Raw genomic sequence first — 13594 nt, 5'->3', positions numbered from 1 at the left:
ACCCACTTTAGGCGTTCGGCTTAAAAGCTAAAAAGAATAAAAAATTACTAAGTAAGCTTTAATTGGAATATTGAAAAAACACAAAAAAAAACCTCGCCGGGGGGCGAGGCTTTTTCAGACGGCTATTACAAGAAGCTGTAGGTGTAGTTGAAGATCAGACGGGTCTGGTCGACATCAGGGTTGTTGGAGACTTCACTGCCGCGATAGACACCGTTACGCAACGTCACACCGAAACCTTTGAGGGTGCCCTGCTGGATGGTGTAGTCGATCCGCATGTCGCGTTCCCACTCAGACGAATCAGGACCACTGCCGTTCGTTGCTTTGATGTCGTCGCCGTGCAGGTAGGCAATCGAGGTTTTCAGGCCTGGCACACCCAGCGCAGCGAAGTCATAGGAGTACTGGCCGAAGGTGGTGTTTTCACCGGCACGGACAAAACCGTTAATCATGGCATCGGTGAACAGGTAGAAGCTCGCGCCTCCGTTCGCTTCCGGACGACCATTGCCATCAACAACGTTGCCCTGGTTCAGGTAGACGAAACCGCCGTCATCGCTGACACGCTGGTGACCGAGCAAGAAGGCGTTGCCACCCAGGGTGTAGGTGAACATGGCGCTCCAGGTCTTGTTATCGACCTCGCCCGGGGTCCTGGCAAAACCGTTGTTGTTGTTGAAGCGGTAGCCGGCGTCGCCATTTTTGCCAATGGAGCTGCTGTCAAAATAGCGCAGGTCTGTCTTGAAGGACTGGTTGGCGTCGATCGGGAAAACGTGGATCAGGCCAAGGAAGTCCTGTTTGTAGTAATCCTTCAGATTCGAGTGGTAGTACTGCAGGGTCAGGTCTTTGGTGACCTTCCAGTCAGCACCGGCGTAACGGAACTGATTGCTGTCCTGAGTACCGCCAGCCACGGCCAGGCCGGTGGAGTTTGAAGAGGCACGACCCGCCGAGTGTTCCAACTGACCCGCGTTGAGGGTCACGTTGTCGATTTCCTTCGAGGTGATGGTGCCACCGTCAAAGGTCTGTGGCAGCAGGCGGCTGTCGTTCGCTACCAGGATCGGCATGTTCGGTTGCAGAGCGCCACCCAGGTGGGCTTCAGTCTTCGAGAAGCGCGCCTTGACGTTGGCTGCCGCGCGGCTCCACTCGTCCACGGCCGAACCATCGGTGTCGCTTGGGAAGAATGTGTTGTTGAGGGCTGGGTGGTGACCCTTGCCGCCGTCCAGATGGATACCCACGAGGGCCTGGGCGTCGATACCGAAGCCGACAGTACCTTGGGTGAAACCGGACAGATAATCGAACTTGAGGCCTTCAGCGGTCTCTCTCTGATCCGCGCCGCCTTCTCGGTTATCGTTGTTGAAATACATGGTGCGAGAACTGACGGAAGCCTTGCTGTCTTCCAGGAAACCCGCGGCGCCTGCCTGCTGCGCCAAAACCCCTACCGCCACGGCCAGAGCCAAGGTCGACTTGTTCATTGTTTCGCTCCTATCGTTTCTAATTCTTGTGTTCCTGGTCCGGGGTTAATTGCCTCGGATCCTAAGATGCGCGATTAGCGCCAGACCGTGACCCACAAGTCAATCGTAACTTTGTGTGTCTACGACCATGGTCTAATCCCCAATAAATTTCTTCCTTGTCGGGCCATAAACCCAAAAAGAATCACCCAATTCTTTTTCATACCGTTTAGGAATTTAGCTCCGCCCTACCCCTTGAACCGGGACACGGGTACCGGCTCATAAGCTAATTCCTAAATGGTATTTGTAAGCCTTTTTTTAGATCGATTAGCTTTGATGCAATTCACGATCAATCCCTATCGAAAGGCAGCGCCATGACGACCAAACGCGCACTATCCGGTTCAATTGTTACAGTTTATGTATCGCTAATAATATCTTTTAGCGCACATGCGGCGAACCTCACGATCGGTTATCAAACCGGCATCGACCCCAGCAAAGTCCCCCAGGCAGACGGACTGTACGAGAAAACCCTAGGCCAGAAAATTGACTGGCGTCGTTTCAATAGCGGCCCGGAAGTGGTTACTGCCATTGCTTCCGGCGACGTGCAGATTGGCAACCTCGGCTCAAGTCCGCTGGCAGCCGCTGCTTCGCGCAATCTGCCGATTGTCGCGTTCATCGTTTCCGCCCAGATCAACGCCGCTGAAGCCCTCGTGGTGCGTAACGGCAGCGGCATCGATAAACCGGAAGATCTGATCGGCAAGACCATCGCCACCCCCTTCGTTTCAACCTCCCACTACAGTTTGCTAGGGGCGTTGAAGCATTGGGGCCTGGACGCCTCGAAAGTCAAAGTAGTGAATTTGCAGCCGGCGGAAATCGCGGCGGCGTGGAAGCGTGGTGACATCGATGGTGCGTTTGTCTGGTCACCCGCGCTGGGGGAAATTCGCAAGACCGGCAAGACCTTGACCGACGCGGCACAGGTCGGCCAATGGGGTGCGCCGACCTTCGAGGTCTGGGTCGCGCGCAAGGATTACGCCGAGAAGCACCCAGAGGTTGTGGCCAAATTTGCCAAGGTCACGCTGGACTCGTTCGCCGACTATGCCGCGCATAAAGACAGCTGGACTGCTGACTCGGTACCGGTGCAAAAAATCGCCAAACTGACCGGAGCCAATGCCGTCGATGTGCCGGAGTTGCTGGCCGGCTCTACGTTCCCGGAGGCTAAAGCCCAACAGACCACCGCGCTGCTGGACGGCGGCACGGCCAAGGCGATTGGCGAGACGGCGAAGTTCTTGAAGGAACAAGGGAAGGTCGAGACGGTGCTGCCGGACTATTCGCCGTATGTCAGCGCGAAGTTTGTGGCTGAGTAACGCGCAGAACCCTGTGGCGAGGGTGCTTGCTCCCGCTGGAGGCCGGAGGACTCCCAACCCCGACAACGCGGTGAATCTGTCATACCGCGGTCGCTGGTTTTGGGGCCGCTCCGCAGCCCAGCGGGAGCAAGCTCCCTCGCCACATTGTTACAGGGTCTTTTCGAAGATCTTCGAATTACGCTGATAGTTGTACAGCGACGCACGCGCCGACGGCAGACGCTCTACGCTGCTCGGCACAAACCCACGCTCGCGAAACCAGTGAGCGGTCCGGGTCGTCAGTACGAACAAGGTTTTCAACCCCTGCGCCCGGGCGCGGGTTTCGATGCGTTCCAGCAATTCATCACCACGACCGCCATGGCGGTATTCCGGGTTCACCGCCAGACACGCCAACTCCCCCGCATCCGAATCAGCAATCTGATACAGCGCCGCACACGCGATGATCATGCCTTCGCGCTCGACTACACTGAACTGCTCGATCTCACGCTCCAGCACCTCGCGGGAACGCCGCACCAGAATGCCCTGCTCTTCCAGCGGGCTGATCAAATCCAGCAAACCACCAACGTCTTCGATGGCCGCTTCGCGCACAACCTCGAATTGCTCCTGGGCCACCAGCGTACCGCCACCGTCACGGGTGAACAGTTCGGTCAGCAGCGCGCCGTCTTCGGCGTAGCTGACGATATGACTGCGCGCCACGCCGCCGCGGCAGGCCTCAGCGGCCGCATCCAGCAGCTCAGCCTGATAGTTGCTGCCCAGACGCTGCAGATGCGCCGGCACTTGTTGCGGACGCAACTCACGAACCAGACGACCGTTTTCATCGATCAGACCCAGGTCGGCACCGAACAACAGCAGCTTGTCCGCCCCCAGATCGATGGCCGCGCGAGTGGCAACGTCTTCGCAGGCCAGGTTGAAAATCTCACCGGTCGGCGAGTAACCCAGTGGCGACAACAGCACGATGGAACGCTCATCCAGCAGGCGATTGATGCCCTTGCGGTCGACCCGACGCACTTCGCCGGTGTGGTGATAGTCGACACCTTCGAGCACGCCAATCGGCCGCGCCGTCACCAGGTTGCCGCTGGCCACCCGCAGACGCGAGCCCTGCATCGGCGATGAAGCCATGTCCATCGACAGCCGCGCCTCGATGGCGATACGCAGCTGGCCCACCGCATCGATCACACACTCCAGCGTTGCGGCATCGGTGATGCGCATGCCGTGGTGGTAATGCGGGGTCAGGCCGCGCGTAGCCAGGCGGGTTTCAATTTGCGGACGGGAACCGTGAACCAGCACCAGTCGCACGCCCAGGCTGTGCAACAGCACCAGGTCGTGGACGATATTGCCGAAGTTCGGGTGCTCCACGCCGTCGCCGGGCAGCATGACGACGAAGGTGCAATCGCGGTGAGCGTTGATGTAAGGCGAAGCGTGACGAAGCCAATTAACGTATTCGGGCATGAACCTGGGCCTGTAATAAATAGCAGCCAAAAAATGGGCGAAACAGAAAACGCACAGCGGGCTGATGGTTATCGTCGGAACAGGCTTGGCGACACGCGCGCTCTCCTCATGAATACGGGTTGGGACATTGGCAATTTACAAGTCTTGTCAGCCATGACACAGCCCCTGTAGGAGTGAGCCTGCTCGCGATAGCGAAATGTCAGTCGATACTGAAGTGTCTGACACACCGCTATCGCGAGCAGGCTCACTCCTACAGGAACCTCGCTCAACTGACTGTCATCGGTGTTTCGGCCGGTGTCAGGCAGTAATGTTCAATCAGTTGACGTAATAGATGCACCGTAGGCTGCAAACGTGACATTTCGAGGTATTCCCCCGGTTGGTGCGCACAGGCGATGTCGCCAGGGCCGAGCACCAGGGTTTCGCAGCCAAGACGCTGAAGATAAGGCGCTTCGGTGCCGAACGCCACTGCTTCGGCACGATGGCCGGTGAGCTTTTCCGCGATCCGGACCAATTCGGCGTCCTCGGCCTGCTCGAACGGCGGCACTTCGGGGAACAGCGGCGCGTAATCGATCTTCACCTGGTGCCACTCGGCAATGGGCTTGAGCTTCTGCAGAATCTCCGCGCGCAGGGCATTGGGGTCCATGCCCGGTAACGGGCGCAGATCAAACTCCAGCGAACACTGGCCGCAAATACGGTTGGGGTTATCGCCACCATGGATGCAGCCGAAATTCAGGGTCGGCGTCGGCACGCTGAACTGTGGATTACGGAATTCACGCTGCCACGCCAACCGCAAACCACGCAGTTCACCGATGGCATCGTGCATGGCTTCGAGGGCGCTGTGGCCGAGGCGCGGATCCGAGGAGTGGCCGCTCTGACCGAGGATGTCGATGCGCTCCATCATGATGCCTTTGTGCATGCGGATCGGCTTCAGCCCGGTCGGCTCGCCAATCACCGCCGCACGACCGAGCGGACGCCCGGCTTCGGCCAGGGCGCGAGCGCCGGACATCGAGCTTTCTTCATCGCAGGTAGCGAGGATCAGCAGCGGTTGCTTGAACGGCTGGTCGAGCAGCGGTATGACGGCTTCGATGGCCAGCGCGAAAAAGCCCTTCATGTCGCAGCTGCCAAGTCCGACCCAGCGGCCGTCGACTTCGGTCAGCTTCAGCGGATCGGTCTGCCACAACGCCTCATCGAACGGCACCGTGTCGCTGTGACCGGCCAGCACCAGGCCACCGGGGCCGGAACCGAAACTGGCCAGCAGGTTGAATTTGCCGGGGCTGACCTGCTGGATGTCGCAGGTAAAACCCAGATCGCCGAGCCACGTCGCCAGCAAATCAATCACCGGACGGTTGGTTTGATCGAGGCTGGCCTGCGTACAACTGACGGACGGCGCAGCGATCAGCGCAGCGAACTGATCTTTCATGGATGGCAAAAGCATCGCTGACTCCCAACTCCCGATTTGAACTCCATCATAGAACCATCTGGCGACAGGAATAAACCGCCGCGGCGCGTAGGGCTGATGAGTCCTGTACACTGCACGACCTTGGCAGCCACACATTCCCCCCGGCTGCGCTCCCGATCCTGGATTTTCCGGCCATGCAGAAAGAAACCGAAATCAAACTCCGCGTCAGCCGAGAAACTCTCGCGGCCCTGCGCGAGCACCCGCTCCTGAAAAAACGCAACAAAAGTGGCTGGGAACGCCGTGAGTTGATGAACCAGTACTTCGACACGCCTGAGCGCGACCTGGCCCGCGCCAAGGTTGCCCTGCGCCTGCGCCGCGATGGCGAAGAAGTGATTCAGACCCTCAAGACCCGCGGCCATAGCGTTGCCGGTTTGTCCGAGCGTAACGAATACGACTGGAACCTGCCCAAAGCCAAGCTCGACGTGAAGAAACTTGACGGCGAATGCTGGCCTGAAGAGTTGGCCGAGCTGGACAAGAAAACCCTGAAGCCGATCTTCACCACCGACTTCGTCCGCGAACGCGCAGAAATCGCCTGGGGCCGTGGCAAGACCAAAGTGGTCATCGAAGCCGCACTGGATCTGGGTCACGTGATCGTAGGCAAGCAGAAAGAAGAAATCTGCGAGCTGGAACTGGAACTGCGCGAAGGCGAACCGGCCGCGTTGCTGGAACTGGCCGCCGAACTGGCCGCAACCCTGGCCCTGATGCCGTGTGACATCAGCAAGGCCGAGCGCGGTTATCGCCTGTACGACGCCAACAGCTACTCGCTGAGCCTGCCGGCGCCGCAGATTACCGCCGAAACCCCGCTGGATGACGCTTTCGCTGCATTGAGCTGGCACTTGCTGAGCAGCAGCCAGCGTCTGGCCGAGCAGTATCGCTTCAACGGCCACTGGCGCCTGTTGCTGGACTGGGTCGAAAACCTGGCTGAATTGCGCGCGCTGCTGAGCAGCCTGGGCCAAGCCGCGCCGCGTCAGTCGACGCACGATCTACGCATCGCGCTGGATGCCTTGCTCGAAGACTGGCGTCCGCTGGTGCAAGCCGGTATCGACGACGAAGACGTGCGCAAAGCCGCGCCTGAGCAGTTCCTCGAAGAACTCGAAGATCCACGCTGGGGCCTGTTCTCGCTGAACACTTCGCGCTGGTTGCTGGCCCGCACTTGGGCTGCCGACCGCAACGTCCGTGGCAATCGCCAAGGCGCTGCGCAACTGGGCAGCTGGCTGCCGCGTTTGCTGGGTGAAGAAGCGACTTCCCTGCAACTGCAGCGTTATCAGCAACAGCCGGAAGACCTGGCCGAGCAACTGCCGCGCATCGAACGCATCCAGGCCTGGCTGCACCACGCCCGCAGCGTGCTGGACATCCCGGAAATGGATCGCTTGTACGGTGAGCTGAAACAGCTTGCTCTGCTTGCTAACGAGCCGATCACCGATGAATCGCTGGATGCGCGCAAGCAGCAGGCGATTGCGGTGTATCAGAATCGTGCGTGGAAGATGCTGCTGCGTATGTAAGGACGCCTTCGCGGGCAAGCCTCGCTCCTACAGGTCATGCGCCATTTTCGCGGCAGATATAAACCTGTAGGAGCGAGGCTTGCCCGCGAAGAGGCCAGAACTTTCACCGTAAATCTTCAGACCGGCAAACTCGTCGTGGACTTGATCTCCGACAACGCCACGATCGAGTTCACCTCCTGAATCCCCGGCACCATCGACAGCTTCTCGAAGAAAAACCGCTCATACGCCTCAATATCCGCCGTCACAATCCGCAGCAAGAAATCCACCGACCCCATCAGCACATAACACTCCAGCACTTCGGGAAAGCCGCGAATCGCCTCGGTGAATTCGGTGAAGTTCGAACGCCCGTGAGCGTTGAGTTTGATTTCAGCGAAGATCTGCGTGTTCAGACCGATTTTCTTCCGATCAAGCAGCGTCACCTGCCCGCGAATAATCCCCTCCTCCTTCATCCGCTGAATCCGCCGCCAGCACGGCGACTGCGACAGCCCCACCTGCTCGGCGATCTGCGCGCTGGAGAGCGAAGCGTCCTCTTGCAGCAACGCGAGAATCTTGCGGTCGTAGCCATCCAGCTCGCTGTGCATAAAAAAACCTTTGATTGATAACTTACCGAATCAAGCAATTCAAATAATCGCCAATAAGCCCAATCATAGATAAGAAATGCCCAGCACCGAATGTAAAAATTCCTCCAGTGATTTTGGAGACCGACCATGCCGCATTTAGAAGCCGTCAACACCCCGCACACCCGCGCCGATGTCTGGAACGTCAGCAACGCCCACTGCCGCGTTCACTATCAATTGCTCGCCGAGGCCGAACCGGACCTGCTGTGCCGGGCGCTCAACCTGTTCGCTTTGCAGTTTCTGACGCCGCAACAGGTCAACGTGCAGCGGATGGACGATCTGCTGTCGATCGACATCGTGATAGACGGCCTGAGCTGGCACCGCGCCCAAGTGATCGCAGAAAAATTACGTAACCTGATCAGCGTCTGTTCCGTTGAGCTGCAAGCGGCTGAATGCGCATGGGATGAACCGGCTCAGGCGGCGGGCTGAAAAAACTCGACACGGCTTCGTCGTGTAGTGGCCCAACGGTCTGCAGGTCCGCGACTATCCTTTGCGAACTGTTGTTCATGAGGAGCCCGCATGTCCGTTCAACTCGCCATTCAGGACCGCTGGCTGGATCTCAATGATTTGCTGCGTGAACTGGTCGCCCAAGGCTTCATCAGTCAGGACTCGGCCGAACTCGCGCTCAATGCTCGACGCCGTCACGCCACCAATGGCCAGATGCACCCACTGGAATTCATCGCCAGCCAACTCCTGGACGATCTCAGCCGTCCCGGCAAACACCTCGACCTGGAAAGCCTGACCCTGTGGCTGTCGCAGCAGGCCGGTCAGCCTTATCTGCGTATCGACCCGCTGAAGATCAACGTCGCCGCGATTACGCCGCTGATGTCCTACGCGTTCGCCCAGCGCCACAAGATTCTTGCGGTGTCTATCGACCGCGAGGCAGTCACCGTGGCCAGCGCCCAGCCCTACGTCACCGGCTGGGAAGCCGACCTGACCCATGTGCTGAAACTGCCGATCAAGCGTGTGGTCGCCAACCCGGTCGACATCCAGCGCTTCAGCGTGGAGTTCTTCCGCCTGGCCAAATCGGTCAGCGGCGCGACCAACACCGATCAGCAGATGAACACCCTGGGCAACTTCGAGCAGCTGCTCAACCTCGGCGCCAGCGACCAGGAACCGGACGCCAATGACGCGCACATCGTCAACATCGTCGATTGGCTATTCCAGTACGCGTTCCAGCAGCGCGCCAGCGATATCCACATCGAACCCCGGCGCGAGCAAGGCACGGTGCGCTTTCGCATCGACGGCGTGCTGCACAACGTCTATCAATTCCCGCCGCAAGTGACCATGGCCATTGTCAGCCGCCTGAAAAGCCTTGGGCGGATGAACGTCGCGGAAAAACGCAAACCCCAGGACGGCCGGGTCAAGACCAAAACCCCGGACGGTGGCGAAGTCGAGTTGCGGCTGTCGACATTGCCTACTGCATTCGGCGAAAAAATGGTCATGCGGATCTTCGACCCGGAGGTACTGCTCAAGAACTTTGATCAGTTGGGCTTCTCCGCCGACGACTTGCGCCGCTGGCAGGACATGACGACCCAGCCCAACGGCATCATTCTGGTCACCGGCCCGACCGGTTCCGGCAAGACCACCACGCTCTACACCACCCTGAAGAAACTGGCGACGCCGGAGGTCAACCTCTGCACCATCGAAGACCCGATCGAAATGGTCGAGCCGGCGTTCAACCAGATGCAGGTCCAGCACAACATCGACCTGACTTTCGCCGCCGGTGTGCGCGCACTGATGCGGCAGGATCCGGACATCATCATGATCGGTGAGATCCGTGATCTGGAAACCGCTGAAATGGCAATCCAGGCAGCGCTCACGGGTCACTTGGTGCTGTCGACGCTGCACACCAACGATGCACCGAGCGCGATCAGCCGCTTGCTGGAGCTGGGTGTGCCGCATTACCTGATCAAAGCCACGGTGCTTGGCGTCATGGCCCAGCGCCTGGTCCGCACCTTGTGCCCGCATTGCAAGGCACCGCTGACGCTGGGTGAAGAAGACTGGCAAACCTTGACCCGGCCCTGGAACGCACCGTTGCCGAACAACGCACATCGCGCCATCGGTTGCCTGGAATGCCGCGATACCGGTTACCGCGGTCGCGCCGGGGTCTACGAAATCATGCAGCTGACGGACGGCGTCAAAGCGCTGATCAACCCCGACACCGATTTGCTGGCCGTGCGGCGTCAGGCGTTCAAGGAAGGCATGCGCAGTTTGCGATTGTCAGGGGCGCAAAAAGTCGCAGCGGGTTTGACGACGATCGAGGAGGTGCTGCGAGTAACGCCGCAGAGCGAACAAAAGTAGGCGTGACCGTCATGGAACTCGATTGGGGGATTGGCAATCCAACGCCGTAGTTAACCCAGTGGAGTCACTCAATATGCGTCTCAAACTTGCTGTCGCTACCATCGCCTTGTTGTCCCTTCCTGTCGGTTCGGCGATGGCCGATAGCTTTTGGCGTAATGTCATCTCGTCCGGTGCCACCACCGGCTCGACCTACCTGACCTTCAAGGATCACAAGCTGATCGTTGCCGCACAAGACGATGCTGGCAGCTTTGTCGCCAGTGACGGCGGCATTCGCGGTCCATACCTGGAGGCCGCGATGCAGAAAGTCCGTGCCGACAACCCTGGCCTGCAGGCCACGGACATGGAACTGGCGAACGCGATCCTGGCGAAGAATGCTGTCGCGTCGGAATAAGCTTTACGGCTGAACAAAAATGCCGCTCACATGAGCGGCATTTTTTTGCCCGCTGCAAAACCGCTGTCAGCGGTAATCATCTACCGGGACACACGCACAGAACAGATTGCGATCACCGTAAACATTGTCCACCCGGTTCACCACCGGCCAGTACTTATGCGCCTTGGTGTGAGCATCCGGCGTAACCGCCTGCTCGATGCTGTAGGGCCGTTCCCAAACCCCGGTGATATCCGCCAGGGTATGCGGTGAGCGTTTCAGCGGGTTGTCATCGGCCGGCCAGTTGCCGTTTTGCACCTCGGTGATTTCCGCGCGGATACTCAACATCGCCCCGATGAACCGGTCCAGTTCTGCCTTCGATTCACTTTCGGTGGGTTCCACCATCAACGTCCCCGGTACCGGAAACGACATGGTCGGCGCATGGAAGCCATAGTCCATCAGCCGCTTGGCGACGTCCTCCTCGCTGATCCCGGTCAACGCCTTGAGTGGCCGCAGGTCAAGAATGCATTCGTGCGCCACCCGCTCGTTGCGCCCGGTGTAAAGCACCGGAAACGCCCCGGACAAGTGCTGCGCCAGGTAATTCGCGGCGAGGATCGCCACCTCACTGGCATCTGCCAGCTGCGGCCCCATCATCGCGATGTACATCCAACTGATCGGCAGAATGCTCGCACTGCCCCAAGGCGCCGCGCTGACTGCGCCGTTCTGCGCCAGTGGCCCTTCGATCGGCACCACCGGGTGGTTGGCCACGAACGGCGCCAGATGCGCCCGCACACCAATCGGCCCCATGCCCGGCCCGCCGCCGCCATGTGGAATGCAGAAAGTCTTGTGCAGGTTCATGTGGGACACGTCGGCACCAATGTCCGCCGGGCGCGCCAGTCCGACCTGAGCGTTAAGGTTGGCGCCATCCATGTACACCTGGCCGCCGTGGCTGTGGATAACTTCGCAGATTTCGCTGATGCCTTCCTCGTATACGCCGTGGGTCGAAGGATACGTCGCCATCAGGCAGGCGAGTTTGTCTGCGGCCTCTGCGGCTTTGCCTTTGAGGTCATCCAGATCAACGTTGCCCGCCTCGTCGCATTCGACGATCACCACCCGCATCCCGGCCATCTGCGCCGACGCCGGGTTGGTGCCGTGGGCCGAGGACGGGATCAAGCAGATATCCCGCGCGCCCTCATGACGACTCTCATGATATTTGCGGATCGCCAGCAACCCGGCGTACTCGCCTTGGGCGCCGGAGTTGGGTTGCATGCAGATCGCATCAAAACCGGTAATCGCGCAGAGCCAGCGCTCCAGTTCTTCGATCATCAGCGAATAACCGACCGCCTGCTCTTTCGGCACAAACGGGTGCAGGTTGGCGAACTGCGGCCATGTGATGGGGATCATCTCGCTGGTGGCGTTGAGCTTCATGGTGCAGGAGCCCAGCGGGATCATCGATTGATTGAGCGCCAGGTCCTTGTTTTCCAGTTGCTTGAGGTAACGCAGCATCTCGGTTTCGCTGTGATGGGCGCTGAACACCGGGTGACGCAGATAAGGTGAGGTACGCAGCAGACCTGCGGGAATGCCGGAAGCAAGGGTTTCAGCGTCCAGTTCGTCGACGTTAAGCCCGTGATCGGACCCGAGGAACACATCAAACAACTTCGCGACGGTGGATTCGTCAGAGGTCTCGTCGAGGCTCAGCCCCAACTGCCCGCGCCCGAGAATGCGCAGGTTGATCTGTGCAGCCTGGGCACTTTCGATGATTGCCGTCTGAGTGCCACCGACCTCCAGCGTCAGCGTGTCGAAAAAGTGTTTATTAAGGCGGGTGATGCCGTGGCGCTCCAGGCCAGCGGCGAGGATGCAGGTCAGCCGATGGACGCGTTGGGCAATGCGTTTGAGCCCTTCCGGACCGTGGTAGACCGCATAGAAACTGGCAATGTTGGCCAGCAGCACCTGAGCGGTGCAAATGTTCGAGTTAGCCTTCTCCCGACGGATATGTTGCTCGCGGGTTTGCAGGGCCATGCGCAAAGCGACGTTGCCGCGAGCGTCCTTCGACACGCCGATGATCCGCCCGGGAATCGCCCGTTTGTATTCATCGCGACTGGCAAAAAACGCCGCGTGAGGGCCGCCGTAACCCATGGGCACGCCGAAACGCTGGGATGAGCCGAACACCACGTCGGCGCCCAACTCCCCCGGCGGCGTCAGTAACAGCAGACTCAGCAGGTCGGTGGCGACACACGCCAGGGCTTGCTGCGCATGCAGATGATCGATCAAGGGACGAAGATCGTGGATCTCGCCGTGGGTATCGGGATATTGCAGGAGCGCGCCGAACACCTGGTGCTGTTTCAAGTTATCCACAGCGTCGATGATCAGCTCGAAGCCGAACCCTTCTGCCCGGGTCTGCACCACGGAAATGGTCTGCGGATGACAGTTTTCGTCGACGAAGAACAGATTGCTCCTGGACTTGGCGACCCGCTTGGCCAGTGCCATGGCTTCCGCCGCCGCCGTGGCTTCGTCCAGCAGCGAGGCGTTGGCCAGTTCCAGGCCCGTGAGGTCGATGGTCAACTGCTGGAAGTTCAGCAGCGCTTCGAGTCGCCCTTGGGCGATCTCTGGTTGATAGGGCGTGTACGCGGTGTACCAACCGGGATTTTCCAGCACGTTGCGCACAATGACGGTCGGCGTGAGGGTGCCGTGGTAGCCCATGCCGATCAGGCTGGTCCAGACCTGGTTTTGCTCGGCGTAACCGCGCAGTTTGGCCAGCGCGGCTTCTTCGTCGAGCGCGGGTGGCAAGTCGAGCGGCCTGTTCAGGCGGATTCCCGGCGGCACCGTCTGCTCGATCAACTCGACCCGGCTGCCGAGGCCGAGGCTGTCGAGCATCGCCTGTTGCTCGGCGGCATCGGGCCCGAGGTGGCGGCGAAGGAAGGCATTGGGGTCGCGTAACTGGCTCAAGGACGGCAACTGGGACATGACGGGCTCTCTCTTGACTGGCGCTCAACGTCGATGCAACACGGTCAAACCAGCATAGCAGTCGATACCCGGGCGGATGGCGTGGCGCCGTCGATCAATCCGGATCATCATGCTCGGCGCACACCTAATATCCGC

10 protein-coding genes are annotated in these 13594 nt (G+C 59.7%); 5 read left to right on the top strand and 5 right to left on the bottom strand.

All coding sequences use genetic code 11. The features are described from left to right. Window positions 1–125: 125 nt before the first annotated feature. Window positions 126–1460, bottom strand: coding sequence for an OprD family porin (locus ABH912_RS21890; protein WP_033060600.1), 1335 nt, complete (start codon window positions 1458–1460; stop codon window positions 126–128). 350 nt (window positions 1461–1810) lie between these two features. Between ABH912_RS21890 and tauA the strand changes: the two genes are divergently transcribed. Continuing rightward, entirely contained in the window at window positions 1811–2800 is a 990-nt protein-coding gene (tauA, locus tag ABH912_RS21885; RefSeq protein WP_033060601.1) for a taurine ABC transporter substrate-binding protein, read from the top strand. A gap of 147 nt (window positions 2801–2947) precedes the next feature. On the opposite strand, the gene argA is transcribed toward tauA, so the two are convergent. Together argA and argE are read right to left on the bottom strand one after the other, a co-directional pair. Beyond that, on the bottom strand, window positions 2948–4246 hold the full coding sequence (argA, locus tag ABH912_RS21880) for an amino-acid N-acetyltransferase (protein WP_033060603.1): 1299 nt from the start codon (window positions 4244–4246) through the stop codon (window positions 2948–2950). Window positions 4247–4511: 265 nt separating this feature from the next. Further along, window positions 4512–5681 carry an acetylornithine deacetylase gene (argE, locus tag ABH912_RS21875; RefSeq protein WP_429511637.1) on the bottom strand — a complete coding sequence of 390 codons (1170 nt, stop codon included), beginning with the start codon at window positions 5679–5681 and terminating at the stop codon, window positions 4512–4514. A gap of 158 nt (window positions 5682–5839) precedes the next feature. On the opposite strand from argE, the gene ABH912_RS21870 reads away from it, so the two are divergent. Further along, the gene (locus ABH912_RS21870) at window positions 5840–7207 is read left to right on the top strand and encodes an inorganic triphosphatase (protein ID WP_429511636.1); all 1368 of its coding nucleotides are present in this window, start codon (window positions 5840–5842) and stop codon (window positions 7205–7207) included. Between the two features lie 116 nt (window positions 7208–7323). Here the strand turns inward: ABH912_RS21870 and ABH912_RS21865 are convergent, their stop codons facing one another. Next, window positions 7324–7788 carry an Lrp/AsnC family transcriptional regulator gene (locus ABH912_RS21865; protein WP_046045137.1) on the bottom strand — a complete coding sequence of 155 codons (465 nt, stop codon included), beginning with the start codon at window positions 7786–7788 and terminating at the stop codon, window positions 7324–7326. Between the two features lie 126 nt (window positions 7789–7914). On the opposite strand from ABH912_RS21865, the gene ABH912_RS21860 reads away from it, so the two are divergent. The 3 genes from ABH912_RS21860 (at window position 7915) to ABH912_RS21850 (ending at window position 10519) form a co-directional block, all read left to right on the top strand. Continuing rightward, a complete protein-coding gene (locus tag ABH912_RS21860) occupies window positions 7915–8253 on the top strand; it encodes a hypothetical protein (RefSeq protein WP_429511635.1) in 339 nt (112 codons plus the stop codon). Between the two features lie 90 nt (window positions 8254–8343). After that, window positions 8344–10128, top strand: coding sequence for a GspE/PulE family protein (locus tag ABH912_RS21855; protein ID WP_033060609.1), 1785 nt, complete (start codon window positions 8344–8346; stop codon window positions 10126–10128). A 73-nt stretch (window positions 10129–10201) separates the two neighbouring features. Further along, window positions 10202–10519 carry a DUF2388 domain-containing protein gene (locus ABH912_RS21850; protein ID WP_010466645.1) on the top strand — a complete coding sequence of 106 codons (318 nt, stop codon included), beginning with the start codon at window positions 10202–10204 and terminating at the stop codon, window positions 10517–10519. 66 nt (window positions 10520–10585) lie between these two features. Here ABH912_RS21850 and gcvP read toward each other — a convergent pair whose 3' ends face one another. Next, a complete protein-coding gene (gcvP, locus tag ABH912_RS21845; RefSeq protein ID WP_429511634.1) occupies window positions 10586–13459 on the bottom strand; it encodes an aminomethyl-transferring glycine dehydrogenase in 2874 nt (957 codons plus the stop codon). Window positions 13460–13594 lie beyond the last annotated feature (135 nt).

This window comes from Pseudomonas sp. BT76 TE3572 (assembly GCF_050435365.1).
Lineage (GTDB): Bacteria > Pseudomonadota > Gammaproteobacteria > Pseudomonadales > Pseudomonadaceae > Aquipseudomonas > Aquipseudomonas fluorescens_W.
The sequence above is the reverse complement of the archived record's forward strand: the minus strand, read 5'-3'. Positions and strand labels throughout refer to the sequence as shown.